The organism is Halobaculum sp. CBA1158 (assembly GCF_021431925.1).
Taxonomy (GTDB): Archaea; Halobacteriota; Halobacteria; order Halobacteriales; family Haloferacaceae; genus Halobaculum.
Genome location: NZ_CP090371.1, coordinates 98,486 through 124,072, shown reverse-complemented (window position 1 = coordinate 124,072; position 25,587 = coordinate 98,486). Strand labels below are relative to the sequence as shown.

20 protein-coding genes are annotated in these 25,587 nt (G+C 54.5%); 9 read left to right on the top strand and 11 right to left on the bottom strand.

All coding sequences use genetic code 11. The features are described 5' to 3' along the window. Nucleotides 1–174: 174 nt before the first annotated feature. The 3 genes from Hbl1158_RS00545 to Hbl1158_RS00535 all read right to left on the bottom strand — a co-directional run bounded on the left by Hbl1158_RS00545 (nucleotide 175) and on the right by Hbl1158_RS00535 (nucleotide 4,118). The gene (locus Hbl1158_RS00545; protein WP_234298141.1) at nucleotides 175–1,548 is read right to left on the bottom strand and encodes a restriction endonuclease; all 1,374 of its coding nucleotides are present in this window, start codon (nucleotides 1,546–1,548) and stop codon (nucleotides 175–177) included. 333 nt (nucleotides 1,549–1,881) lie between these two features. Then, entirely contained in the window at nucleotides 1,882–3,054 is a 1,173-nt protein-coding gene (locus Hbl1158_RS00540) for a hypothetical protein (protein WP_234298140.1), read from the bottom strand. Beyond that, nucleotides 3,054–4,118, bottom strand: coding sequence for a hypothetical protein (locus Hbl1158_RS00535; protein WP_234298139.1), 1,065 nt, complete (start codon nucleotides 4,116–4,118; stop codon nucleotides 3,054–3,056). Before Hbl1158_RS00535 ends, Hbl1158_RS00540 begins: the two co-directional genes overlap by 1 nt. Nucleotides 4,119–4,323: 205 nt before the next feature. On the opposite strand from Hbl1158_RS00535, the gene Hbl1158_RS00530 reads away from it, so the two are divergent. Beyond that, the gene (locus tag Hbl1158_RS00530; protein ID WP_234298138.1) at nucleotides 4,324–4,731 is read left to right on the top strand and encodes a hypothetical protein; all 408 of its coding nucleotides are present in this window, start codon (nucleotides 4,324–4,326) and stop codon (nucleotides 4,729–4,731) included. 351 nt (nucleotides 4,732–5,082) lie between these two features. Beyond that, nucleotides 5,083–5,310 (top strand): hypothetical protein, encoded by a 228-nt coding sequence (locus tag Hbl1158_RS00525; RefSeq protein ID WP_234298137.1) that lies wholly within the window; start codon nucleotides 5,083–5,085, stop codon nucleotides 5,308–5,310. Here the strand turns inward: Hbl1158_RS00525 and Hbl1158_RS00520 are convergent. Further along, complete coding sequence (locus Hbl1158_RS00520; protein ID WP_234298136.1) at nucleotides 5,293–5,691, bottom strand: hypothetical protein; 399 nt, start codon at nucleotides 5,689–5,691, stop codon at nucleotides 5,293–5,295. The two genes, Hbl1158_RS00525 and Hbl1158_RS00520, sit on opposite strands and share 18 nt — an antisense overlap. Next, entirely contained in the window at nucleotides 5,684–5,989 is a 306-nt protein-coding gene (locus Hbl1158_RS00515; protein ID WP_234298135.1) for a hypothetical protein, read from the bottom strand. Before Hbl1158_RS00515 ends, Hbl1158_RS00520 begins: the two co-directional genes overlap by 8 nt. Nucleotides 5,990–6,724: 735 nt before the next feature. Between Hbl1158_RS00515 and Hbl1158_RS00510 the strand changes: the two genes are divergently transcribed. The 7 genes from Hbl1158_RS00510 to Hbl1158_RS00480 all read left to right on the top strand — a co-directional run bounded on the left by Hbl1158_RS00510 (nucleotide 6,725) and on the right by Hbl1158_RS00480 (nucleotide 15,190). Next, entirely contained in the window at nucleotides 6,725–7,264 is a 540-nt protein-coding gene (locus Hbl1158_RS00510; RefSeq protein ID WP_234298134.1) for a hypothetical protein, read from the top strand. A gap of 100 nt (nucleotides 7,265–7,364) precedes the next feature. Beyond that, a complete protein-coding gene (locus Hbl1158_RS00505; RefSeq protein ID WP_234298133.1) occupies nucleotides 7,365–8,114 on the top strand; it encodes a hypothetical protein in 750 nt (249 codons plus the stop codon). 139 nt (nucleotides 8,115–8,253) lie between these two features. Next, complete coding sequence (locus Hbl1158_RS00500) at nucleotides 8,254–8,490, top strand: hypothetical protein (RefSeq protein WP_234298132.1); 237 nt, start codon at nucleotides 8,254–8,256, stop codon at nucleotides 8,488–8,490. Beyond that, nucleotides 8,487–8,843 carry a type II toxin-antitoxin system PemK/MazF family toxin gene (locus Hbl1158_RS00495; RefSeq protein WP_255764108.1) on the top strand — a complete coding sequence of 119 codons (357 nt, stop codon included), beginning with the start codon at nucleotides 8,487–8,489 and terminating at the stop codon, nucleotides 8,841–8,843. Before Hbl1158_RS00500 ends, Hbl1158_RS00495 begins: the two co-directional genes overlap by 4 nt. Before the next feature lie 134 nt (nucleotides 8,844–8,977). Beyond that, nucleotides 8,978–11,548: a PD-(D/E)XK nuclease family protein gene (locus tag Hbl1158_RS00490; protein WP_234298130.1), complete on the top strand. Its 2,571-nt coding sequence runs from the start codon at nucleotides 8,978–8,980 to the stop codon at nucleotides 11,546–11,548. Further along, the gene (locus Hbl1158_RS00485) at nucleotides 11,541–14,429 is read left to right on the top strand and encodes an ATP-dependent helicase (protein WP_234298129.1); all 2,889 of its coding nucleotides are present in this window, start codon (nucleotides 11,541–11,543) and stop codon (nucleotides 14,427–14,429) included. The genes Hbl1158_RS00490 and Hbl1158_RS00485 overlap by 8 nt, the downstream gene beginning before the upstream one ends. 56 nt (nucleotides 14,430–14,485) lie before the next feature. Beyond that, on the top strand, nucleotides 14,486–15,190 hold the full coding sequence (locus tag Hbl1158_RS00480; protein ID WP_234298128.1) for a hypothetical protein: 705 nt from the start codon (nucleotides 14,486–14,488) through the stop codon (nucleotides 15,188–15,190). Nucleotides 15,191–15,194: 4 nt separating this feature from the next. Here the strand turns inward: Hbl1158_RS00480 and Hbl1158_RS00475 are convergent, their stop codons facing one another. The 6 genes from Hbl1158_RS00475 to Hbl1158_RS00450 form a co-directional block, all read right to left on the bottom strand. Next, on the bottom strand, nucleotides 15,195–16,355 hold the full coding sequence (locus Hbl1158_RS00475; RefSeq protein ID WP_234298127.1) for a hypothetical protein: 1,161 nt from the start codon (nucleotides 16,353–16,355) through the stop codon (nucleotides 15,195–15,197). Further along, entirely contained in the window at nucleotides 16,348–18,105 is a 1,758-nt protein-coding gene (locus Hbl1158_RS00470; RefSeq protein ID WP_234298126.1) for an SNF2-related protein, read from the bottom strand. The genes Hbl1158_RS00475 and Hbl1158_RS00470 overlap by 8 nt, the downstream gene beginning before the upstream one ends. 61 nt (nucleotides 18,106–18,166) lie before the next feature. After that, nucleotides 18,167–19,246 (bottom strand): ATP-binding protein, encoded by a 1,080-nt coding sequence (locus Hbl1158_RS00465; RefSeq protein WP_234298125.1) that lies wholly within the window; start codon nucleotides 19,244–19,246, stop codon nucleotides 18,167–18,169. A gap of 113 nt (nucleotides 19,247–19,359) precedes the next feature. Beyond that, complete coding sequence (locus Hbl1158_RS00460) at nucleotides 19,360–22,032, bottom strand: DUF1156 domain-containing protein (RefSeq protein WP_234298124.1); 2,673 nt, start codon at nucleotides 22,030–22,032, stop codon at nucleotides 19,360–19,362. A gap of 129 nt (nucleotides 22,033–22,161) precedes the next feature. Beyond that, complete coding sequence (locus tag Hbl1158_RS00455; protein WP_234298123.1) at nucleotides 22,162–23,490, bottom strand: hypothetical protein; 1,329 nt, start codon at nucleotides 23,488–23,490, stop codon at nucleotides 22,162–22,164. A gap of 29 nt (nucleotides 23,491–23,519) precedes the next feature. After that, complete coding sequence (locus Hbl1158_RS00450) at nucleotides 23,520–25,484, bottom strand: hypothetical protein (RefSeq protein WP_234298122.1); 1,965 nt, start codon at nucleotides 25,482–25,484, stop codon at nucleotides 23,520–23,522. Nucleotides 25,485–25,587 lie beyond the last annotated feature (103 nt).

The following is a 25,587-nucleotide window of genomic DNA, read 5'->3' as shown; positions in this document are numbered from 1 at the left end:
ACTGCCTGCGCACCCGGGAAGACCCAGTGGTCGAGAAGGTCGTAAGCTCTCGCCGAAGAAGGTGGTAGCCAGTTTATCTTGCCGAGTTACTCCCCAAAGGAGCGGCTCACAGACCGATTCGACGGCAAACGACGTACTTGACGGGGAGCGATTTGCGATAGAGTTCTCCCTCAGTCAGATGATGCCTGTACTGACGAGACCGACTATGAGTGCAAGAAGCATCGATACCAGTACACCTGCAACGAGAGGTGGATTTTCTCGTGCCTTTTCGTGCAGCGGCATCTCCTCGTACTCGGCACGGAACGTCTCCAGATTCTCCTCGTCGTAGAAGTACTTCGTCTTGAACGCGAATCGCTCGGTGACGGCACAGCCCGTGCAAACGGGCGCCTGTTCCAGCCGCTCCGTCTTGGTGTGGTCTGGACAGTTGATACTCCCGCAGTTGGTACAGAACGTGTAGTCGGTATCCTGTCCGGCCGTCTCGCAGTGGACACACCGATGGATGCCATCCTCAACTGTCACGCGTGACGGGCCAGCGGCATAGTACTCGTAGGGGTACTCGTACTGCTGGAGACGTGTGGTCTGGCGGATCTCCGGGAGGTAGATCGGAGTGATCGACTGCACTGAGATGTCCGACTGATTCGGCTCGCACGTCTTGGTGTAGGTGACGTTGTTGTCGCCGGTGTAGGAGACCGTCGTGGTGTGGCGCTCCTGTAGGCGGTCGACGGCCCAGTCCTTGTATTCTGTCTCAGTCTGGCCGAACCGGTGGATGTCGATGGCATCGAACACATCGGCGAACTCGTCTTCATCCAGATCGGTCGTCTGGCGCCTGTTCTCCTGAATGAGCCTACGAACCGCCCCTTTCATTATGTCGGGCCGTCCTCGCCGAGCGTGGACGACGAAGCGGTCGGTTTCGTCAACACGATGGATGACGCCGACCGACGTTTCGAACACGGCGTTGACATCCGCCGTGATCAGGACGACCGGCTGGAATTCCGCCCGTGCTTGGGGCGTTGGTATCTCACCCGCGTCGATGTTGTCGATGTCGCGGAAGGCCTCGCGCACGGGAGCATCGACACCGCTGGTGGGATCGAACGGGCGCAGGGTCTCGTCACAGATGATCTCGATGCGGCCGTTGTAGAGATCAAGGCCGATCTCGTCGGCGATCTCTCGCAGGTCGGTACCGTCGATGAGTTCGATGGCATGGGGATCGCCGGCCTCGCGGAGGTCGTCAGCGTACTCTTTTGCCGGCGAGGTGAACCGGCCTGTCGTCACGACCATGCCGCGTTTGGGGCCGTCGAAGTCGAACGTCGACACCGCCGAGTGGAGTTTCTGAACCACGGGCCGGCCAACCGAACCGGTGTGCTTGCACTCCACGACGATTGCGCGACGCGTTCCGTCGACGACCTCTTCCATAAGGATGTCCCGTCCTTTGTCGGCTGTACGCTCGGCCTGTCGAACGTTCTCGTAGCCGAGATTCCGGAAAACATCCTCCATCAGATCCTCAAACTCGAAGCCAGAGAGGTCGTCTAATAGTTCCGCGTCGCTCATTACTTACAATCGTGGTACGTATTGGATATATGAATTTGCTTATGGGGAAGAGTCACATAGACCGTTTCCACTCTCAAGCAGTATTCGTTCAATACATCGTACTTTTTCCGGTCGGATTTCCTCGCCCGCTTCGCTCGCTACGGGAATCACTCCCAAAAATCTATTTTAAAAGGCTGAACCTCGACCTTCGACCTCGGTTCAGTGAATCACGCTCCCCCCGTTCGCGCGGGTGCTAGTACTCACTTTGCATGCATACTCTCACAGATGGGGTGTGTGAGAACGCGAACTGAATTCTGTGACAAGAGTTTATCGTACTTTCTCCTTCACTAAGACTTAATCATCATCCGCTTCAGCGTCGTCTTCCTCAAGTTCGATGCCCTCGAAATCGAATAATGTCGTGCCACCGGTCGCGTGATCCTGCTCCAGTTCAGTCACAATCTGCTCTTTCTTCTCGCGCAACGCCTCCTCAAAGTCTTCCTCCATCCGTGTCTTCGCCATTTTCTCCATCAACTCGTCAATAAGCTTCTCCTGATCCTTCGTTGCCCGCGACTTCACTCGGTATTTGTTCTCGAAACGGTCACCGTTGTCCTCCTCAACCGTGACGACGCCAATCTCTTTCGCGTACTTGATATATCGCTTGAACAGCGTCCGCTTCTCCTCTTCAAGGTAGTTGTACAAATCAACGTCCGCCTCAAACAGTCGCTTCCAATCCTCGTAATCAAACGAGCCGTCTTCGGAGTGCCGCTGGTATCGGTTAACCAGCGCGATCGACATATGCTTCAGCTTCAAATACTTCGACGAGGAGTAGGTGAAGCTGACGTAATCCTGCTTCTCAACTCCCTTGGCCAACTCTGTCTGGATGTACTCTGTCAACTCGTCATCCGCGTGTCCGTCGAAGGGAGCTGTTCTGTCTGTCTTGATGGTGAAGTCCTTGATTCGACAGGTGTTCCCATGGGATCCCAACAACCATGCGATGAAATTGAGGTCTTCGGCAGCGGCCGCATCCCGGAGTTCACTCTCACCGAGGTGCTGGGAAGAGAGGACGTAATCGGTCTCGTCGGGCTTGATCGATAGTACCCTCTCGAAGTATTCATTCACGTCAAAGTCGGCCCCGTTAGACTTGACGACATCCATCTTACCCTCGAATTTCGAGAGTTTCCCCGGAAGCCGGTCAAGAAGCGTGCGTTCAATCTCAACTAGCACCGCTACCCCTTTTGAGGGGGCCGCGACAAGCAGGTCGAAGTTCTTGTCCTGCTCGTGTATGAGGGGTTCCGTCCTAATGAACGTGTACTCGGTGCCATCCCGTTCAAGAAATCCGGAGACGACGACGTTGAAGTCACTCAATTCGGCCTCGTCATCCGTGATCTGGTTCTCAATCTCGCTCGTATGTTGGTCAAACAACTCTTCATGTAACTCTTCCTCGAATGGCTCAATTCGAGCCTCAAACTCCTCGCGTTTCTCCTCGGGGAGATTTTCGATCCGTGCATCGAGATCTTTGCTTGTCATCAGGACACCCCCACGACGGTGGCATCGGCGTCAATTTGCTCCACGATGAATCGGTAGAATCGAAGGAGAGAGTCGAAGCCAGACTCGTACCGCGGGAGAACAGAAAGAACCTCGCCATCAGTCGAGAGAGAAATCATCCCGCCATTCGACTCGTCAACGATGCGGCCGTTAAGAAGTAGACTGCCCTCGGCAGCTTGATAGGAGTACGGGTAGAAACCGACGTTTTTCATCTGATTAATGAGGTCGTCGGCCTCTTCATATTCCAGCGGTTTCGTCAGCTTGATCTCTAAGGTTTCCTTCTCGATTTGCTGAACGCCTTGCTGCTCTACGATGTGGAGTTCCGAGGCTTTGATTGCGGTGTTGAGCGGCTCAACCTCGTTGAGGCCCGAAGTGACTATTTCATTGAAGAAATACTTGGGGTCGCCACGCGTGAGGACGAACTCACCTTCGTCGCGGAAGTGGAAGTCGCCCTTCGTCGGCCATTCGAAGTAGAGATGGGTGGGCGTAATCCCGTACTCTTTCTTCCGTTCCTCAAGAGTCTCTGCGGCATCTTCACCGGCGTATTCACCTTCACGGCGAGTCCCCGGTCTCCGCTCTTCCTCGTACTTCCGGTCACGACCGAACTTCTTGCCCTCAAACTTGATTAGACGACTGCCCTCCTCGTCAAGAATCTGCTCCTTCAGCAAAGACATCTCGTCAGGCGGGAACCACATATAGTAGATTCCTTCGGCCCGGGTGATCATCGAGTCTGCTGTCCGGCGGAAGTCGTCGTGCGAGTTCAGAGTGAGGAAGGTTGGCGATCCCGTCTCGGGATGCCGGAACAGGTAGAGAAAGACATCAAACTTCTTGTTGTGCTTCGTGTATGTTGCGTGCAGTTCATAGAAATCACCCTGTTCTTCGATGTCAAACCAGCCTCTACACCGAGTAAGAAAATCCTCCCACTCCAACTCTGATGTTACACAGACGACGCGAAAGTTGATCCGACCGTCATCGCGCATCCGCTCACGAGCCGCGAGAAGAAAGTCGTCGAGAGTGGTTGCGTCGATACGTGGGTCGGTTTCCATCGTTCACCTGTCTGATGTTCTCTTTCTGCACTTACGATAGTTCTGCTTTTGACCAACGGAAGCTCCCTTTATATTTTTAAGGGAGATAGACATATCGCGACTGGTACTCCTCTACTTGGATAAGACCGTGCTGGTGGAATACCGGCGTGCGACTACTCACGCTGAAGATAGCAATCAAATACTGTGCTGAGAAATCTTAGTTAAGATGCTTCCCGATGATCTTCCTGTCGACGCCGATCAGTTGCTGACGTGGCGCACAGAGTGTTGGCAGTGTGGTAAGGACACTCCTGTTGTTTGGCCACGGCACGATCATCTCGATACACCAATCGGCGATGTCCTTGCGAATTACGACACGCCTGTTGAGCGTGTCTACAGCAACACTCTCGAAAAAGAGGTGTGGGGAAACGTCTGCCAGCACTGCGATTCCTATCAAGGCAACCACTACATTCGCAGAGAAGCGATCAAGATCGATCCACCCGTGGTCGAGTGTCCAAACTGTGGCGAGAAACACGAGTGGCGACCTGATGAGGGGCTCGGCGGTGCCTTTGGACAGGGCTGGGTCTCCTGTCCGGAATACGGTGATGTTCCAGTTGGCGACCCACGCGAGGACTAACAAAATCTACCCACACGCCCCACGTCTTGAATGTAAGCTTGAGAGTATAGATCATCGACACCGCAGTTGAATTGAGCACCCACACACGCCACGTCTTGAATGAAAACTCAAGAATACAGTTCACCAGTCCCGGAGTCCAGTTGGATACCCACACACCCCACGTCTTGAATGAAATCTACTCTAACCCCTCTGTTTCTCGTGGAACTCTAAAATCCCGGTCGTGACGTACTGATTAGAGCCGTGAAGTTAGTATGGTGCCTACGGGAATAGGCCAGAACGCCATCACAGTCAAAGAGACGTCAGAACAGCTGCAGGCCGGCATTCATTAGGGTTGAGTCATCGGATCCGGATATGCCCGATGACCTTGGCACAACAATGGAGATCCTGAGGAGGAACTACGAAGAGCTGGAAAGCAGCGAGTCAGACGAGCAGCTACGACACAATATGCAGAACTTTCTGGCAAGCGTGAACTCGCTCGTCGCCCACTCCTATCGAATCGCTGGAGAACACGAGAAGACGGAGGAGTGGGAAGCTGAGCAGAAAATGCGGGAGCTACAGGAGCTATTGGACGGTATCTGAGCCACTGTTACTGCTCTCCTCACGGATCCGCTGCCACTCCTGTTCTCGGTACTCACGCAGTGTCTCGAATTCTCGCTCGTATTCGTCGTGGAACTCGAGAGCCTGCTTGACAGCTTCCCGCATTTCTTTCTCTACCTCTGGGGAACAGAGATTGGGTGCGAACATATCTACATAGGCGTCGACATCTCCGTCATACACTTCCCGAACGAAATCGACGGCGTGCGTCACCCAAATCCGATGGACATACCCACCATAGACGAGGTTCGGTTTCACGCCACAACACCCGATCCGGTTCTCGATCCGGTCGAACCGTTCTGGCGGCTCAAGGATCACATCCGGGAGATCATCCAATTCAGAGTGTGAAGGAAGCTCGTCACTCATACTCCACCCAGTCCGATGTCGCAACAAACCGTTCGATCAGTTCATCTTCGTCGTACTCGTCCCGAGCTGCCCGTTGTATCGCTTCCTCTATCTCGCGGTCATCACGAATCCACTCAGCTGCCTCAAGCGCCTCCGCCTCGTCGACCGGCGCTTCTACAGCCACGGAGAGCAGGCCAAACCAAACCATCGGATCATCTGAGTCTGGAAGCTTCGAGGAATCGCTCTGCGCCTTCTCAAAGTCGGGAAACCCCACGATGGGCGTAGCAGCAGCCGCTACGAAGAACTCGCGGCGTTCCATACTCGGGACAATGCACTGTATGATAGAATATGTTGCCTTTCCGATAACAGAAAGTATCGAGTGAGGGCTCCTCTCTCACGGAGCGTGATTCGCAATTACATTCAAGACGAGGGGTGTGTGCCAGAGTCTCCGAGACTCTACAGAGGTGGAGGGCCGAGATATTCATTCAAGACACGGGGTGTGTGCTCCCGCGGGAACGTCAGGTGAGGTCATCAAGAGGAGAACCTGCAACATCTACCGGCAGTATTACACCCATTTTTATCACGTCACTATATGCTGTTGCCCCGCTCAGTCGGCGGCACTCACCGCACGGACTGCGGTGGGCTGTTGGCCCTTTGGGAGGGTGCAACTAATTTACCGCTTCTTTGAGCGGGGCATTCCACTCATACCTATTGTCCATAAATACGGCCGGAGTCATCGAGATCCCACTCCTGACATAATTCTTATTTACCCGGGGTAGATCCTCGAGGGCAGCACCAGCAGTCGGTGCTATAGAGCGACCACAGGAGACGGGCAAACAATGATCGAGACAGGCATGACTGGCCATCTAAGACCACGATGGAGAGGCACTGACATTCAACCAGCCGGAAGACGGTTATCTGGAAGATTGGCACGATCAGTTGATCGGCCCGGGAGAGACAACCCATTCATAACCTCTCGCCATCAATTAAGAGGGCTGAAGAGTCGCTTCACCCTCTCCTCAAAGCGATTCCATAGGGGTTGGAGGTGACGCTGATGCGACGCTACCCTCTACGCGATGAGGAGTACCAGCTCGACCACACCTCTTCGAGTTCAGACGATCCGCCGATCTGGTGGCGTGCCGAGAGGTATCTCCGTGAGAAATTCGATCTGGAGGAAGACCACGGGTCATGGTACGATGCCCGGACGCGCGAAGGTGAGAAAGTCGAACTCAAGTCTTGCCAGTACCGATACGAGGACGGACAGATAGGCAACTTCAAGATCTGGTTTGAACAGCTGACGAAGCTGTTTCGGCACGATGGCTACATCGCCCTGCTGGTCTACGTGCCGCTAGATCCCCCATCAGTACTCGCAACACAACTGCTGCCGAACTACGCGATATCGACCGACGGAGCGGTATCGTTCAAAGCGTCACACCCTACGATGGACGGGAAAACGCTCGTCCAGATTCCGTGGACAGAGGCGATCCCATTAGACGCCATTCGTATGGGGTGTCGCTATGAGTTCCTCGAACACTACTCGGACACGGAGTGCGACGACACGTTCTATTTCGACCCGCCTGCTGACCCTGAGTAGCTCAACGTTCTCACAGCCACCCACTGTTTTTCGTCTACTCAATTCGAGATGGAGCAGATGGGATAACGCTGATTGGAATGCAATATGTTAGTTGACTCTGATGTCGAGGGAAGAGGAGTCCAATCCTTCGGCTCACGGGGGATCGTCTTCTGACGAAGAGATCGTTAAGGTGATCGACCGGAGTTCCAGCGGCGATATACTCCAGTTCCAAACTGCGGACAGATCCTTCAGCGCAAGGGTGACAGAGTCCTATGTCGACCGAGATGCGGGACTGTTGAAATTGTTTGGAAGCGTTGGCGAGGAGACACAGCTTGCAACTCCACACATTTGGGTAATTGGAGAGAGTGGCATGGCGAGTGATGGATGGCACACCCTCCTCCAGTATCGGGAACGAACGGAGGCTTCAGGACAGCGGTTTGAGCGGGTAGCCTCCCCTCTTGAGTCTGCGGAAATAACCGAGAAAGACACGTTCACGGCAGTACCGGGAGTTGAGCGGGAGGAGTTGAAGAGGATAGCGGCATCGATCATCCGAATCATACACACATATCCCGCGGCATCATCGGACGAGATTACCGACCAACCGGATCAAACGTTCGACACGGATCAGAACGACTCAACAAAGCTTCCGCCGACGGGAGCGACAGTCGAAAGCGAGGTCGACAGAATCAGCGATACACCGCTTGAACCATACGAAATTCTCACCCAGCTGAATTCGAATGGGATTGTCGACAGGGATCGTCCGACGATGAGATTCTTGCAAGAACTGCGCTTGATTTCCGAATCCGACGATGGATATCATCCCGTGAAGGGAGTCGGATTGTTCGTAGATGCTGTCAGAGACTCCCAGTAAGCGGGCTTCCATCGCTTCGCTCGTTCAGTCCTTTCATTACCAGTAGTCGGGAGTGTGCTTTTCGTTCGCATTTCTATTGAAAACAAGAACCCGAGGAACCATCGGTGAGTTTAATAATACACACTCGATACACACTCATATGGAGCGGAAAAACGTCACCATCCGAGAAGATCAGGAGGAGTGGGTTGATGAGCAAGACATCAACCTGTCGCAACTCGTCCAAGACGCGATTGATGAGGAAATGAGTCCCACGGAGGACGAACTCGCGGCGGCATATCAAGCGAACGCCGAGCACGCGGCGGAAACGAACGAGGAGTGGTCAGCGGTCAGCACGGAAGCAAACCAGCATCTCGGTGACCCCCCACGAGACGAATGAATATTCAGCGAGGAGATGTCGTACGAGTGGATCTCGGGGGCAAACACGATGACGACACCCGCGGAAGTGAAATATACAAACCGCGCCGTTCGGTGGTAATTCAAAACGATGCGGGCAACCAGAATTCCCCGACGACCATTATCGCCCCGATTTCTGACGGCCACACGGGATACCCGTTCCACGTGAATCTACCCGGAACGATGCCGGAGCTGGAGAAAGACTCGCATGTCCAGCTTGACCAGATTCGCACCGTTGACATCAGTGCGCGAATCACGAAAAAGTACGGTAGCCTCTCTCAGTCGCAAATGGATGCTGTTGATGACGCAATCCGCATCTCTCTCGGATTGCGATAGAAGATACGTCGCATATCATTTCATAAGTGTGCTGAATAACGGAATCGCAGTCCCAACTACTGTTACAGGGACTGTTGCCGCTTAGATGCGACTTGGCTACCAATCTTTTTGAGGCCAACAGGCGGATTTGGAATGTGTCAATAAGACGGGCTCGAACTATTGATGATCTCTATGACGAAGTCGACGACTACGACTTGGTGTTGACGACAGATGCACCACTCAGTCAGGCTCTGAACCGACGGATAGATCGCCCCCGGCTCGGGACATTTGCCGCGACACCGCGGATGCTGGCTTCCGGGGAGTTTCGTCCACGTGACGACCGACAGCTCTTTCTCGAACTCATCGACGCAACCGACCTGAATTGGAAGCACGCCGCGTATCTCTTAGAAAGCATCCTCGGCTGCTGGGAGGAGACCGGAGACCTCCGTGCCATCCTCGAATACGACCAGTTCGACACCCGCGCCACGCGCCGCGCCATCGACGTGATCGATACTGCCGACAGTGCTCACAACGACCTCGCCGAGTATACGATCCCAAAGGAGCGGTCTGTCGCCGTCATCGGCGAAGAGCAATTCACGGCACTTGACCGATCCGTTCTCCCCGACGAGTACGAGACGGTTGACCCATTCGGTGGCGACGACTTCGAGTTGCCGGAGTTCCATCTCTACGAGTCCACAACCGACATCGTCGACACCGTCGTTAGCAACGTGACGCCCGAGAACGCTGAAGACGTGGCCATCATCATGGATCGGGGCAGTGAGTACCCCGCGCTTGTCGAGTCCGCACTCGAGGCGAACGACATCCCGTTCTATGGCGGCCCCGGCTTCGCCGACGACGAGAGTTTGCGGACATTCATCCGCTTGTTGCGGACGGCCCACGTCGATAGACACGCGCGGCTGGGCGACGTTCGACCGATTCTTCACCATCTCGGTATCCGGCCGTCAGTCGAGGACGATAACAAACGCCTGCACGAACTCGATCATCCGGAGATCGAACCGCTCCAGCAGTTCTGTGAAACCATTCACGAGCAATCAATTGACGAGGCTCTCTCCACGTTCGAGACGTGGTGCGATCGGTCGTTAGACGCCTTCCGCGAGGAGTTGGATCGGCTCGGCGTGCGACACGCTACTGTCAGGGAAGGCACGCTCGACGGGATCGAATTCTACCTTCAGTCGTTCGACGTCCCAATCGACCGAGACGACGCCGGCGTCCTGCTTGCGGACGCGACCGCGGCGGCCTACGTGGATCGCCCGGCCGTATTCTATCTCGGGATGGACGCCGACTGGACGCACCGCATCCTCGACCGGCCGTGGATCGACGCCGATGCCAAGGATCGCCAGTACCTCCGGCAATTCCAGTTGCTCCTGCAGAACGGCAACGAGCAGTACTTCCTCGTGCAGGAGACGAGTGCCGGCGAACCAGTAACACCGTGTCTCTACTTCCATGACCTGCTCGACGGAGATTTCGATACGTTCGGAGATCTTCCGAGCACGTCCCATACTCGGTTCCTCGGTCGTGATGGAGACGGATTCGAGAAGGAACCGATCGACGCTGAGCCGACGACCATCGAGACGCTCAGCCCGTCGAGTCTGAGCACCTTTGCCAACTGTCCGCGCGATTATTTCTTTGATCGCGTCGTGACCAGCCCCGACCGCGATCACTTCCAGAAGGGCAATCTCTTTCACGACTTTGCCGAGTTCTACGTCAACCATCCCGACATCATCGACGCGACCGCCGGAGACGAGTTGGTCGACCGTATGCTGGCCGAGATGCGCCCCTACATCGACGATGTCGACTTGGAGGTGCTACGGACGGAGTTCGAGATCGGTATCGATCTCATCCAGCGATTCCTGACCGAGGAACACCCGACGGAACGTGAATACGAGGGATACGGGCATCGCGAAGACTCGAACTTCTTTGCCGAGCACTTCGACCAGCCGATTGATTCGCCCATCACGGAGCGATGGTTCGAGAACCCCACCCTCGGCGGGGAAGGAAAAGTCGACCTCATCCACACCCCATCGCAGTTGGTCGATTACAAGAGCGGCAGCCACACGTCGGCCTCCAAGGTCGTCGACAAGTCGGCAATCGATGAGATCAGCGATGAACCGGATTTCCAAGCCCTCCTCTACCTCGCTCACCACCGGCGCGTCCATCCCGACGAGCGGATTCGATTCGTGTTCTTCCACTTTCTCGAGTTGGTCGACGAGGAGGTGGTCGGGGAAGCTACCCTCGAAGACGCGTTGACCCGGGTCACGTACCATCCCGAACCGTTCCACGAGTTCGCCAAGCGACGGGCGGCGTTCGACACACTTCGAGAAGGCGTCGCCGAGAGCAACGACCGCCGCAAGACGCTCGAACGAATGGGCTACGATGTCTACGAGGCGTTCTTCGACCGCCACGACTTCCCGGACGTCGAGGACACGGACGCGCTGCTCGAAACCGACCTCGCCGCCGAGTTCACCGAACGCGCGAAAGCAGAGGTGGGTGACTACGTGTACGTGGACGATGGAACCGACTCAGCGCTGAAGGAACTTCACAGGCTGCGTGGCCGAAACTACTTCGAGGACGAGGTGGATGCCTTCGAGCAGTTCCTGCAAGGACAGATCGAGCGAATCAACGAGTATCGGCGCTCCCAGTTCCCCATCGGCGATCCGAACGTCGACCGCGTCGATCACCGCGACCTCATTCAAATCGATGACTGACTTCGAACCCAACGACCAGCAGCAGGAGTTAATCGATGCCACGAGCGGCATTCACGTCGTCGACGCCGGTGCCGGGACGGGCAAGACGTTCACCATCACGCGTCGGTATGCGAACCTCCTGCAGCAGGACGAGACCGAACCGGACGATATCCTGCTGATCACGTTCACGAACAACGCTGCAGCCGAAATGAAGGAGCGCGTCGTCACGAACTGCGATTACTCGATGTCGGCGCTCCGGGACGCGCCCATCAACACGTTCCACGGACACTGTCACGACCTACTGCTCCGGGACGGATTCTCGGCTCCGACACACCTCGGGATCGACGATCGGATCACGTCCTCGACGCGCCTGCTCGAAAACGAGGTGGTCGAGGAAGATCGGTTCCGGGAGTTCATATCGCAGTTCGCCGACGAGCATCCCGAACACCACGACTACCTCCGTGTTCTCAATGAGAACACGTCGCTGTTGGAGGTGATCCGCGAACTGGCTGCGAAGGGAATTTTCCCGACTGCCGACGGCTGGTACCGGAACGGGGAGTCCTACCTCGACGGCGATTTCGAGGCCTTCGAGGAACTGTTCGAGGCGGCAAACGAGCCGAATGAGGGGGCAAACGGGCCGACGCAATCCGATTTACGGGATGGTCTAAGTGGGTTCGAGCGTGACCGCTGTTTCCTTCCCGACGCCCCGGCCGAGTCGGAACTCCGGGACAACTACCCGAGTATCGACCACGAGTGGGCCGGCCGTGCCTTCGACGAGGAGCGCGATGCGCTGAAGGCGTTCGTCCACGACATCTATTTCGAGTACATCGAGTTCGCGCTCCGCCAGAACTATCTGAACTTCAGTTTCCTCCAGATGTTCGCCTTCGTGTTGCTGTGTGAGGATCACGCGTTGCGGGAGTCAGTGCAGTTCGACCACGTGATGGTCGACGAGTTTCAGGACACCAGCGAGATTCAGTTCAAGCTCGCCCTGTTGCTCGCGGGGACAGACAACCTCTGCGTGGTGGGCGATTGGAAGCAGAGCATCTACGGGTTCCAGTACGCCTCGGTCGACAACATCCGTCAGTTCGGGGAACGTCTCGAGAACTACAAGCGGGAACTCAACAGCGACAGCGAGCGGGTCGCATTTCCGGTCGACGACGTGACCGAGATCAAACTGGAGAAGAACTACCGCTCTACCCAGTCGATACTGGACTTTTCGCGGCACAGTCTCGGCTTGCCGGCGACGAGCAACGAGGAGGTCGCCCTCGATATCGAGGACGACATCACACCACTGACGGCCACCACCGACCACGACCACTCGAACATCGAGGCGTTCACGAGCGACGACGAGTGCGAGGCCATTCTGACGCGAGTGCAGGAGATCGTCGGCAATCGTGCGTACGCTGTCGAGGGCGAAGACGGTGAGTTGCGTCCTCCCTCTCACGAGGATATCGCGGTCTTGACCCGGACTCGTCGGTTCGGTCGTGAGTTGCAGAGTCACGCCCGCGAGTACAACATCCCGGTCGCCTACGAGGGTGGTGTCGAGCTGTTCGGCACCGAACAGGCGATCCTACTGCTGGCGTGGTTGCGCCTCCTCGAAGATCGGCATTCAGAGCGAGGTTGGGCGGTCGTGCTGGAAGAGGCGGGGTACACACTCGATGAGGTCAAGGCGATCCTCGAGAGGGAGTCGTATCCGTCGAATATGCTCTCGTTCCGGGAACGGCTCGCCAGCGCCGAGACTGTCGGGGGGATCGCACGGCTGGTGTTCGATCGATACGGCTTCGAGGACGCCTACGCGGATGCACTGGTGGCGGTATTGCAGGGAACGTTCGACAGCACGACCCACAACCGTGGGGCCATCGTTCGCTTCATGGAGCAGAGTCTGGAGGCCGACGCCACCCACGACGTGGACGACAACCCCGGTGGCGACTCGATAACCGTCCAGACGATCCACGCCGCGAAGGGCCTCGAACATCCGATCGTCATTCTGGCGAACATCAACCAGTACAGCTTCCCGCCGTCAGGTGGCGGAGCCGACCGAATTCGGTACGAGGATCCGGTCGCGCTCCGGCAAACGAAACACTACGCGGATGCTCACGGACGCCCCCACATCTACGATAACTGGCGATACCGCATCCTCTCGAAGTGTCTCAACCGTGACTACGACGAGGAGCGCCGGCTGATGTACGTCGCGATCACTCGTGCGGAGAGCCACGTCCTGTTCTCCGCTGGCTCATCACCCAGTCCGCTCTTCGAGAACCTGCCGCTCGAGCCCGAGACGGTCGAACCCGATGTGGAGGAGGCAAGGACAGCGCGGACGGAACAGTCCCGGTTGCAGGTATCCGTTCCAGTCCCCGATATACCGGCCGGTCAGTCCCCGCACTCGCTGATGGACGACCGGGTGTTCAGCGATGTTGACGAGGGTCGGGGGATCGAGTTCGGCAATCAGGTTCACGACTTCGCAGAACAGTATGCCGAGGGAGCGGTCGTCGAACCGTCGAACGAAGATGAACGGCGCGTCGCCGAGTTTTTGGACGCTCTCGACGGCGAGCTACGAGCCGAGGAGAACGCCTACCTCCCGGTGACGGTCGGTGAACAGGAGGTGACCATCTCTGGAATCATCGACCTGCTCCACGTCGCCGAAGGCAGGGTCGACATCGTGGACTACAAGACCGATCTCGGTCGCCATGCCGAATCGGAGTATCGGAAGCAGTTGAGCGTCTATTACCACGTCGTTCGGGCCGCATTCCCTGATTCCCGCGTCACGACGACACTCTTCTACACTGCTGATGGCGATCGCATCGAGATTGATCCTCTCTCGAAGGACGAGATTGCCGACTTGATCGATCGGGACTATGCCGAAGCGCAGCCTGACGGCGAGGAAGATCCGATTATTCGATAGCAGTACCTGAAAGAGTACGACGTGATTTATCAGGAGTTGGACTGAATGATGTAACAATGAGTGCGGGTAACGACCAACTCCGAACCGAACTCGATCGCAAATTCCAACCACCGATCGACGTACTACTCGATCCGTCACTACTCGTTGCTAACCGCTCTCTCGAACGATTGGCCGACTCGACGGTCTTCGCGTCACAGACGCAGGCTACACTCGGTCGGACACCCACGGAACCTCGTCTTGGAGACTTGTACGTGCCCGCAACCTTTCACGAACTCCTATCGAGCGAGGAACAGTCAACCGTACAGAAGACGGATGTATGGGACTTCTACCGTGGACAGGCCGAAGCGGCATTCCCAGACGATGTTGTCGACCTTCTCGACGAGAATGACGTCGAGACCTACTCCAGTGAGACAGCTTCGGATGACCTCGAATGGGCAAACGTCGTTGACGATCCTGATCGGCAAGAGCGGTTGCTGGCAATCCTCGACGAGGAGTTTTCTTTCCTGCACTCCGGCGAACTCGTGTTGTCAAGGACATCGGCGGCTTTCGAGGCGTTCCGCGATGCGGGAGTGCCAACTGTCGATGTGGGGAAGGCAGAGTTGGCGCCCGAGATACGGGAGACCCTGATCGACGTTGGGTATCAAGATCCGGCTTCCGTCTGTGCGTTCGGCGTTTCGACCGCCGGGTCAACCACCGATGCTCTCGTGGGGAGCGTTCTCGCTCACCCCTCAGATGTTCTCCTCTATCGGGTGGGTGACTAACCGATCAATCGTCACAGCAGGCTGCTCCCACCGTTTGCTTCCCATCTATATCCAGCGGGTTCTCGGCCGTCAGTTGTTTCCCACACCTGTCGCAGGCGACTTCTTCTACGACGCCGACACCGAGGGCGTATCCGTACGATTTCGAGATTGTAGTCTCGTCAGCTCCAAGCGTGAGATCGAGATCGCCACGTTCGTACGAAACTGCTGTCGCAGCCACCGGTCGCAAACGAACAGTGAGGGCGTGGCGCTCCTGTATCTCTTGGCGCTTGTCGGGGAATCCAGCTTCAATCTTGGTCGTCAAGTCGTCCAATTCGGAACGGAGATCATCCCGTTCTGCTCGGAGTTCCTTCCGCTTCCGGAGTGCCTCGACGCGTTCCTCCTGTTGGGAGGCAGTGTCGATCGTTTCGGTCACGTCCTCTATTCGCGTCGTCAGGCTATCGATCTCGTCCGATAGTTCGTCACGTCGCTGGCGTACGAACTGGCGATACTCGTCAAGTTCGACCTCGGCGGCACGTGTCGCCCGCTCGCGAGTCTCTCGTACCGTCGACGATAGCTCGTTTTCGAGGGTGGTATATGCAACATCGAGTGCGTCCGTCAGCTCCTGCTCGTCGATAGCCCGCCCCTCGTCGAGTTCCGGTTGTTCGTCGTCGGTCAGCTCAAGATACGTGTCTGCGAGCCGGGGACGCTCCTCGTGATCGTTGAGATCGATCGCGACGGCGTGAAGCTCTTCCCGCTGATATTCGCTGACGGTTTCGATTCCAACGTGAAAGAGCGCACAGACCGCCCGCCGGTCGTAGTACGGCGTGAACGTCTGATCCACAACGTCGACCGGGGAATCAGTCAGCCACGGCGGGAGGTGGATATCTACCCGCTCGCCAGTTAGCGCTAGTGAACCGGTGGGGGTTCGATCGGCCGCTTCGTCGAGCAAACGCTCTACGAAGGGACTCTCTGGGGCGATGGCAAAGACTCCCTCGTCCACATCGTTCGGATCGTCGATGATCTCCAGTACCGCCCCATCCAGTTCCAGATCAGTGGGGGCATCCTCGGGGAGGCTGACCGTCCACTGGCGTCCTTCCTTCGTAATTTCGGCTCCGAGAGACTTGAGGTAGGTCTCGGTGAATCGCTCGACAGCCCGCTCTGTAACCGCAAGGGCGGCGTCAGTCATCGCTGGCCCCCAAGTCGAACCCCTCGAAAACGCCGCTGTTGAAGTCCTCGACCTTGTCGGCGAGGTCGCGCTGCTCCTGCAGGTCGACGGCCATCGCGTCGAAGTCGTTCTCCAGCTCGATCTCTGAGTCCGCTTCGACCAGCCGCTCGAACACTTCGTCCTCGAAGTTACGACCAGTCTCCTCCAGTCGAGTGAGGATCTCGCTCAGTTCACCGACAGACTGCTGGAACAGGTCGATCTTGTGGTAGAGCCGTTCCAGCACGTATTCCTCGATAGTATCTTTCAGTGCGGTGTTGAACACGTAGACCTCGCGATCCTGTCCGATCCGGTGGATGCGCCCGATGCGCTGTTCGACCTTCATCGGGTTCCACGGCAGGTCGTAATTGACCATCACGTTGCAGAACTGGAGGTTGCGCCCCTCGTTCATCGCATCCGTCGACACGAGGACACCGCCTTCTTCCTCGAATCGCTCGACGATTTCCTCCTTCTCGTCGCTGGAGTGGCCCCCGTGGAACGGATGCGTGGTGTAGCCCTTGTCGTCGAGCGTCTCCAGCAACTCCTGCTGGGTCGCCCGGAACTGCGTGAAGACGATCACCCGGCCCTTGTCGACGCGGTCTCGAGCCTCGCGAGTGATGCGCCGGACGCGTTCGAGCTTGGTCGGCGTCTCGATGGCGTCGATCCGCTCCAGAATCTGCTTGAGCGGGGCGACGTGCTCGGGTTCCACGTCGTCGCCTTCGAGCTGGCGCTCGACGGTCTGTTTGAGTGCAGCGGGGCTGCTGACGACCTCCTTCTGGAGGGTCATCAGGACGAGCTTCTGGCCCTGACTCTCGCGGTACGCCGTCCGAACGTAGTCGGTGACAGCCTCGTAGAGGTCGCGCTCCTCCGGCGACGGATCGAAGGTATGCGTGGTGACGTTGCGCGGCGTGAAGTCGATGTCCGTCTCTTCGCGACGGTTGCGGATCATCACCTCGCGGAGCCGGTTCTGGAGTTCGTTGCGGTTGACCAGCGTCTCCTGCGAGGAGTTGACGAAGTAGTTGTGGAACGCCTCGCGCGTGCCGAACAGGCCCGGGCGGAGCAGCGATATGATGTTGTAGAGGTCGGTGACGTCGTTCTGGATGGGCGTCGCGGTGAGGAAGAACGCGTAGTCGTAGGAGAGCTTCTCGAGGAGAGCGTAGCGGTCGGTGTCCTCGTTCTTCACGTAGTGGGCCTCGTCCAGTACGAGGACGTCCCAGTCGCGGGCGAGAACGGTCGAGCGGTGACGATCGCTCTTGGCGGTGTCGATGCTGGCGATGATGTGGTCGTGGGCATCGAATCCGGCGAAGTCGTCGTCGTAGTTGCAGGTGAAGTCGAGGCCGAACTTCTCCAGCATCTCGGCCTGCCACTGCTGAGCGAGCTGTGCCGGCGTGAGGATTAACACCGCGTCGTCGGTACCGCGGTAGTGCATCTCCTTCAGTATCATCCCGACCTCGATGGTCTTGCCGAGGCCGACCTCGTCGGCGAGAAGAGCCTTTCCGTCCATCTCGAAGAGGGCGCGATGGGCGGCGTCCACCTGATGTTCGAGAAGTTTGACGTTCTCCTCGTCGAGGTGGGAGAGCGACCGGAGTTCCGAGTCCGGCTGGCCGGCTTGGAGCCGGTTGGCTTGCACGGTGAGGAAGTGATCATCCAGCGAGGACGCGTCAACAATTTGGGTTACCAACCCATCGGTGCCCTCGTGGCGGAATTCGACGTCCACGAGGTCTTCTGACACCATCTATCGCCTCCTGAATTTTTTCATATTCAAAGGCTCCTGTCGGTTTGTGTCATTCTGTAATTCAATTCCAATGTTCGCCAATATATCTAACAGCATCATCTATAGACAAGGGCCGTTTGGATGACCCACTCCTCACGTAGAAGGTTGTATTGTCATCATCCTCGAAATAGACAGGTTCAGAACTAGTACTAACCCAAATCAGACATATCTCTTTTTCATCTTGAGTTCTGAATTCTGACTCGACACACGACGCATCAACTGTATCTCCAAGTCTGCTTGCGATCTCCGTGTGCAATTGAACCTCGAAGCCATCTTTCCCCTTATTTATAATATCATAATCGCGGCTTAGGCCCGTTACCTCCTTTTCATCGTCTTCAACACCGATAATGACTACACCACCCTCTGTATTAGCAAATGAGCAGACCTCCTTGGCAATCTCTTGTTTGAGTTCTTTATCCGGCTCTTCTTTATATGTGTGATATAGAAACGTCTCCTTGAACTCAATCCGTTCTGATTCTCCCTGTTCCAAAAGTTCGACAAGTTCTTTCTTTCGTAGTTCGCTAATATCGGGGCCTGACTCCTCTGCTGATTCTCCTTCCGGAGCCGTTTCATCATCACTGTCGGAGGAATTGAACGAGGACTGGACTGACTCAAGTAGACTCTTCAATTCTTCTAACTGACTTTCTTCTGATAGTTCTCCATCTCGCATCTCGGGGCGGGAGGGGACAAATACGTGACCGAGAAACTCATCATCGTTGTAGGGATGGAGATGAAGGGCACGTTCATCGATCTCGTGCTTTACCGAGTCAAAATCCAGTTCTGGTTCATCCTCGTATCGATCCTTGAATTCACCAGATACATCTGGTATCACTCCCGTTACTGTTGTACCGGACGGGGTCGACAGGGCCTGTGATATGCTATTAATGAGAGGGGTAAACGCTTCAGGGTTCTGTGTCCAGAAATTAAGCACCTTATCAGATTGTGTCTGGAACCCTTCGTAGAGTGTCTTCTTCCTGTTTTTCGCTTCTGCGAGGAGAAATATATCTGTGTCACTGTGACCTACCTCGATTCTAGTCGTATATTCTTCATCTTTCTCCCCGCCCCTATAGATCTTCCAAGTGAAATAACGTTCCAACTTCATCAGGATCTCTAGTTGTTACGGTCATCAGTTCACTCCTACGTAATCGTTTCCACCTCTTGCTACAGGCGATAAGCAATAAACCGTCTTCAAGTGGTTGAGGAAATTTGCAGCCCTCAGTAGTCGCTCAGCCGTGACTCCAGAATGTTCCGGTAGGTGTCGTCGCCGGTCGCATCGGCCAGCCCCTCACACAGCTCTCGCAAATCGTCGGTGATCTCCCATTTACCGAGGTACTCGGAGACGGACTTGCCGTGTTCCCAGCGATAGCGGAGGAACTGCGCCTTGTCGAGGTCGGTGAGTTCTTCGTCGCTGTCGACGCGTGACTGGATGTAGGCGATGCGCTTCTCGTCGTCCCACGTTCCGAGTGTGAAGCCGTCGTCCATCCGGTAGAGGTGCATATCCTCCATACGCTCGGGGGTAGCGTTCGTCCCCCGAGAGAGCTTGTTGAGATCGTCGTAGGACGCATCCGGCGTCTCCAGCAGGTCGAGGAAGACATCGATTTCGCCGATGTCGCTGCCGTGCTGAATGACGCCATAGATCTCGTCGACTACCTCCTTGGCAGTCATCGTCTCGCCGGCGCGTTCGACTTTGCCGTGGTGCTTCGAATACTCGTGGAAACACCGTCCCATCTCAATTACTCCAATATCCCCGCGAGATAATTCACGATTTTCTTCCAAGCGTTGGCGAGTCTTTTGAGCGGTTCGATAAATATTCCGGCGTAGACTGTTCCAAGAAATAGATTTTCGCTCCACAGCTGTACGAGCAACAATAATAATATCGAAATCTACCGATTCGCCTTCTGTCAGCTTCGAAGTAGCACGGTTTGTGTCTGCTGTTATTGGGTATGTAGCGGTAACCTCAAATCCGACATCGCAAAGTGCCCCCAGAAGCTCCCCCCATGACTCTGAATCACTATGATGATAAGTAAATACAAGTGCTCCATCATCCTTTAACGCCTTTTGAACCGTTTCAAATGACTCCCTCAACTCATCCTCAAATGTCGCCTCTGTTTTATTCTCTGCAGGGTTGGCTACGATGCTTTCCTTTCTCGGTGTGGTGTCGGGTTTAAACTGGTCATAGTCTTGTTCCAGCACTAGTCGAAGCCATACATAAAAGAAATTTGATAATTCTGAGTAGATTACGTTGTGATAATATGGGGGGTCAGTTATTACGGCATCAAATTCGTTTTCAAACTCAAGATCACGGGCATCACTACAATAGATCTCGTGTTCGCCTCCTGCTGGTGTATTGAATGGGGCTGTTTTTGCTGTTGACCCGTCATCCTCAATATAACGCTCAACAGGATTCTGTGCCCACTCTATTCCTGCGAGAACTTTTTTCCAACTCTTTTCGAAAGTCCCTCGTCCATACTCAGTTCCCCATACGTTGTTTTCCACATATTCTCTCTGTGGATTAAATGAATTTTCTTTGAATATACCTTCGATCTTGTGCCCCTGCAAGTTATATATAGTAAATCGGTTATTGAACATCAGGGAATCAGAGAATGCTAAGAGAAGATATTCTCTAATATTCTTGTTTTCAATTTCATTTATTTCTTTAAGAAGTTTAGATAATAGCAGAAGCTGCCTATCATTGAACATGTCTGTCCAGTCTTCGAATCCCTGTCTGAGAACATTAAATCCACCCCCAATACTGCCATCAAATGCGGAACTATCTGTTTTAATACCTAAGGGAATTTCTTGTGATGGAACAAATTCACGAAGCTCTGTACTCTCTTCCCACTGCTCAACTGCTTCCCTGTACTTTTCTCGATCTTCGGAGGTTGCTGATTTATAACCCTTATATACCGATCTTTCCTCGCCATTTTCGTCACAATGTGGGCAATAATACTCGATAGCATACAAGTGAGAACTGTACCCACCTTGTTCTTGACCAGCATCCATCACTCCATATTGTTGCCCGCATGCCGGACAAGAGTAATCACCACTACCTACGTTCCCTTCTGCCGGAACAAACTCTGCCTGACATGATTCACAAGTACACTCGTCCTTCCAGTCATCTACTCGATTGATGTGTTCACAAGAGGGGCATAGCACATTGTACGTGCCCTTGTGTTCATACCGACCTTTTGCCACTCTGTAATCTTTAAATAGAGAAACAACCTCATCGCAGGAAACGCATTGAACTCCATCGACCCAAAGATGATACATCACATCGGCTTTCTCATCACAATTTGGACAATCTGTTTTGTAGTGTCTTGTTATCTCATCTTTGACCCTAGATTTCACTCTTTCATACGCCGACTCAAGCTCACTAATGCTTGTATCTGCGGCTTCAAGTTCTTTCTTTACAACAAACCAAGCAACGGGATTTAGATCGTTTCCGACAATAGATGCACCGAACCGAGATGCTTCTATTAAGGAAGTTCCCCCACCCATAAACGGATCAAGAATTTTCTTATCATCGATAGTTGTATCTTTGTTATAAAGAGCCCATAGAGAAGACGGATCCTCTAAATTGACGTCCTCTACAATTTTACTTAGATCTACATCACGTTCTGAGAACTCGGCTAATTTTCTGTTGTCACTGCCCGGTTCGTTGACGGTAATCGAATCGGGATTATCCGCTAGTGTATATAAACAGATTGTGCGAAAGACAGACCCTAAACGACGAGCCCACCATTTGTGCATAGTGTAAAGTGGGCGATAGTACCTTTTAGCTTGATTCTCTTTATCAACAATTTCATTCACTCGCTTGATGGGGTAGCCTCTTTCAATGGGCAGCGTTTTACGCTCCCCTTTTTCAGAGTCGCCGGTCTCCTGAGACATTGATTATCTTCTACGTGCTCTCGGGAGGGTTGTATAGCTTCTCGTCCTGTCTGGTGAAGACGCTAAATTGATATTCTATATGGTCTTTACCAGTCTTCCTTCGATACTATCGAGTGTAGACAATATCGGTCACGAAACAGAGAACTCACTGTCACTCTGTCGCCACTCAGGTACAATATTCTCTAACTCCTCGGATTGAATTTCTCCGGGACGGTTCCCAAAAACCCACTCTACGTCGTCAAGATTCAGATACGGTTCCTCCAACCGAATCCTGAGCAACTCCTGCAGCACGCCGGCCTTGAGCAGGACGATGTTGTCGATGTCGGTATTCGTCCGCAGGTCACGAAGCGTCGACTCCTCGGTGTCCCGGAACGAACTTGAGACGATAGCGAAGTAGATGTGCCGCTTCCCCTGATCGCGGAGCCGACGCGTGTGCGCCTCAATGTACTCCCGGATCGTTCGGTCGTCCCGGCCAATTCGATATCCGTCTTCCCGCTTCTTGGCGTCGTAGATGACCGCGTAGTCATTCCGAACTGCGATGGCGATCCCGTCTGGGTTTCGCCCTGACCCCTGTCCCAAGATTTCAGTGTCGAACCCGAGCATCTCGAACAGTCTCCCGCATTTCTTTTCGAAGACGACCGCGAGATCCGTCTCGACCGGTGCGTACCGATTTACGGCCTCGTCAGTACCAGCCGCCACCTCGTCCAGATCGGCCACAACAGGTGGAAGATACGGTTTGTCCACATCGACGAACGTGTCCCTTTCCTCGGTTTCTCCGCTTGTCTCCTCTTCCTCAATTTCAGACTCATCCCACTCCTCGTGCCAGTAGATCGCATTCGAGACATCTCGGTATTCAACGGGAGCCTCTAACCACGTGGACGCTTCCTCCCGGAGATCATCCATCGTCTCGATAAAGTCGACGTAGCTCGCTCCGTACGATTCCTCCATCTCGAATAGCCCCACCTCTTTGAGGTACTGCTCCGTCGTCGGGTAGTACAACGGCCACTCGCCCGGTTGTTGGATGTGCCAGAAATAGCTGAGGAAGAAAATCGTCGATTTCGGAAACGGGTCAGAATCGAGGTCGTTCTCCTTGAGCCGCTGTGTGTATTCGGCGAATGCGTCGATCGTTTCGTGGGCTTCTGCATCACTCTCTGGTGGCTGGATGACGTCTCGGAGCTTCTGCTCTAACTCGGACTCGTCCGGGACGGCCTTGAGCAGTTTGTTGAAGTGCATCCCGCCGACGAACCCGTCGAATCCCCAGAGCGGGTGTTGCTTGTTGAGTCCGTTATTCCGGTTCCGAAACTCGACAATGTCTACTTCACCGTTTAGGAACTCGTCGATGAGTGGCCCGAGGTTCTCTTCAGCTACCTCGTCTCGCGTACGGTTGTGGTCGTCGTAGTACTCCTGAGCCTCCTCACTATCGGCGAAATCTCGAAAGACCTCATCAGGAGATGTCATTACTACCCCGGTAGACGGATCGTGCGCAATTAAAACCACGCAGGCAAGCTATGACCAGAGAGCCAGTCTTTCTCAACTACTCCGGACTTTTCATCAAACGAAACATCCGCTTCGGCTTCTGAGAGGCGGATACTTGTCAACGCCAAACTGTAGGGAATGTCGAAGTACTCGGCGACTTCATCGACTGTGCGAGATTGACCATCGAGATATTCCAAGAATCGATCCAGATCGGGTAGCTCAGATTGACTATACGACCGTATCACAAGAGGGAAAGACGGGTTCAAGCCCCGAGTTGGTAGGAGAACAGTGTCTGGAATACCGTGTCTGGCGTGATGCACTGTGAGATTCATTCGAGTCACAATTCGGAGGAGGTCAGTCAGTATGAGCAACGAGTACAATCTGTTGTTCTCTCTCGGGAGTAATAACCCGTGAGCGACCCGATTTCGGATATTCCCACTAAACATCTGCCCGACTGGTTTATGGTACGCATAGCGAAGGTACTCCTGAAAATCCGCACTCACGTACTGGTCTAGCTTTGGAATGAGACTCCCGAGTGTCCGCGTTCCAGTCCCCTCTTCCATAAGCGCGTCTACGTCCTCTCCCTCTTCCCGCAGTAGATTGTACAAGATCGGTTCGATTCGGGTAGCACCGAGATGAATTGCCTCAACATCATTACCGTCAAAGACGTTGGAGATGAATCGCGTGAGGTACCACTGATTCTCCGAGTCCAGATCTGGAACCCCGTTAAGGAAGGCGTGGATCTCTGCCTCTGTCAGACTGCCAGTGGAGATAAGCGTGCTAATCACGTTGACAATCGTAGATATAGCAATTCTAGCTTCGATCGCATATCGTGCTGAGAGATCTGCTTCGTCAGGGTCAAACTCGATTAGATGCCCTTGGAGAGAGTACATCGTCTGAGTTATTATATCGTGGATACCGAATGATTCCGTGTCCTTAGTGTAAGTTGGAATGAGTTCATCGTGAGTCAGGAGCCAAAACAAGGCAGCATCAGAATCGTACACGTCCTTGATCTGCTCGAATTGGCGAACGAATTTCCCTACGCTAGCCTGATGAAGATACCGTTGGTGGGGTGAGTCTATGGTCGCACCCTCACGCTTCAGTTCTTGTGCAGCGGATTGAACAGCGGAACGCAACCGTGATTTCCACTCTTCTTTTTCGTCATCCGAGAGGCGATCAAGTACAGTCTGGTCTTCGAATGCTCGAACAAGCTCGTGGGCTTCAAGGGAGGGGCTTCGCTCCGATTGTAGATCGGCATTGAGTCGATAGGTGTCGACATACCTGTCTTCTAGATCTGCTGTCGGTATGTTCAGTATCTCTGCCAATTCGATGGTAGTCGACAGAAGGCTCCGCTCTTGGGAGAACTGCTTCTGATTGCGTAGACGGTTGGCCTGCTTAATACACAATACAAATGCTCGCTTTTCGTGTTGTCCCTGTGGGTTGAGAATTGGTTCGTTGTCAACGAGCAGTTGCAGCGCCTCAGATAGATTTCCGAGATGGACATCGGACGTATCGGTGATGATCTCGATCAGATCAACGGCTCGTTCCTTCTCGATGGAACCTGCGGAGTTAAGCTGGTTTTCGAGATCGGTGATCCTCTGAAGACAAAACAGAGCAACTGAATTCCACCCTCGTGCAATAGCATCTTCGTAGGCCTGATCGAGTAAGGAAATTGCAGCACGGGCATTATCATAGGCGTCTCGTCCACTCTTTTCGTACCACTCAGTGGCGGCTCCAGCCGCGACTAACGCTCGACTATTCGTACTTGTATTCTCTATCAAATCCCAAATCTTGTACCGTGGTGATTCACCGAACGCCTCCGCAACCTCAATCCAAACGAACACGGAACGGAGAGTCGCCTTGATATGGTAGTTCTGGTCGGGATCGGACTGGGCTTCTTTCCAGTGCTGATCAAAATCAGAGGCATCTGGAAAATAGAAGGCATGTTTATCATCATTAACGAAATGGAGGAGCATGTCCCGGACGTCTCCCGCTTATATAATAATCTCTTTGTCGAGATTGACCAATCCTCCACTATTCCCATTGAGGATTATGTGTGTGCGTCGAGTCACAGTACTT

Excerpts from the sequence above, each read along its gene's own strand:
- Hbl1158_RS00515 (WP_234298135.1), bottom strand. The coding sequence starts at position 5,989 with ATGGAACGCCGCGAGTTCTTCGTAGCGGCTGCTGCTACGCCCATCGTG.
- Hbl1158_RS00505 (WP_234298133.1), top strand. The coding sequence starts at position 7,365 with ATGTCGAGGGAAGAGGAGTCCAATCCTTCGGCTCACGGGGGATCGTCT.
- Hbl1158_RS00525 (WP_234298137.1), top strand. The coding sequence starts at position 5,083 with ATGCCCGATGACCTTGGCACAACAATGGAGATCCTGAGGAGGAACTAC.
- Hbl1158_RS00465 (WP_234298125.1), bottom strand. The coding sequence starts at position 19,246 with ATGAAGTTGGAACGTTATTTCACTTGGAAGATCTATAGGGGCGGGGAG.
- Hbl1158_RS00545 (WP_234298141.1), bottom strand. The coding sequence starts at position 1,548 with ATGAGCGACGCGGAACTATTAGACGACCTCTCTGGCTTCGAGTTTGAG.
- Hbl1158_RS00480 (WP_234298128.1), top strand. The coding sequence starts at position 14,486 with ATGAGTGCGGGTAACGACCAACTCCGAACCGAACTCGATCGCAAATTC.
- Hbl1158_RS00510 (WP_234298134.1), top strand. The coding sequence starts at position 6,725 with ATGCGACGCTACCCTCTACGCGATGAGGAGTACCAGCTCGACCACACC.
- Hbl1158_RS00530 (WP_234298138.1), top strand. The coding sequence starts at position 4,324 with ATGCTTCCCGATGATCTTCCTGTCGACGCCGATCAGTTGCTGACGTGG.
- Hbl1158_RS00520 (WP_234298136.1), bottom strand. The coding sequence starts at position 5,691 with ATGAGTGACGAGCTTCCTTCACACTCTGAATTGGATGATCTCCCGGAT.
- Hbl1158_RS00485 (WP_234298129.1), top strand. The coding sequence starts at position 11,541 with ATGACTGACTTCGAACCCAACGACCAGCAGCAGGAGTTAATCGATGCC.
- Hbl1158_RS00500 (WP_234298132.1), top strand. The coding sequence starts at position 8,254 with ATGGAGCGGAAAAACGTCACCATCCGAGAAGATCAGGAGGAGTGGGTT.
- Hbl1158_RS00540 (WP_234298140.1), bottom strand. The coding sequence starts at position 3,054 with ATGACAAGCAAAGATCTCGATGCACGGATCGAAAATCTCCCCGAGGAG.
- Hbl1158_RS00450 (WP_234298122.1), bottom strand. The coding sequence starts at position 25,484 with ATGCTCCTCCATTTCGTTAATGATGATAAACATGCCTTCTATTTTCCA.
- Hbl1158_RS00460 (WP_234298124.1), bottom strand. The coding sequence starts at position 22,032 with ATGTCTCAGGAGACCGGCGACTCTGAAAAAGGGGAGCGTAAAACGCTG.
- Hbl1158_RS00535 (WP_234298139.1), bottom strand. The coding sequence starts at position 4,118 with ATGGAAACCGACCCACGTATCGACGCAACCACTCTCGACGACTTTCTT.
- Hbl1158_RS00470 (WP_234298126.1), bottom strand. The coding sequence starts at position 18,105 with ATGGTGTCAGAAGACCTCGTGGACGTCGAATTCCGCCACGAGGGCACC.
- Hbl1158_RS00495 (WP_255764108.1), top strand. The coding sequence starts at position 8,487 with ATGAATATTCAGCGAGGAGATGTCGTACGAGTGGATCTCGGGGGCAAA.
- Hbl1158_RS00475 (WP_234298127.1), bottom strand. The coding sequence starts at position 16,355 with ATGACTGACGCCGCCCTTGCGGTTACAGAGCGGGCTGTCGAGCGATTC.
- Hbl1158_RS00455 (WP_234298123.1), bottom strand. The coding sequence starts at position 23,490 with ATGACATCTCCTGATGAGGTCTTTCGAGATTTCGCCGATAGTGAGGAG.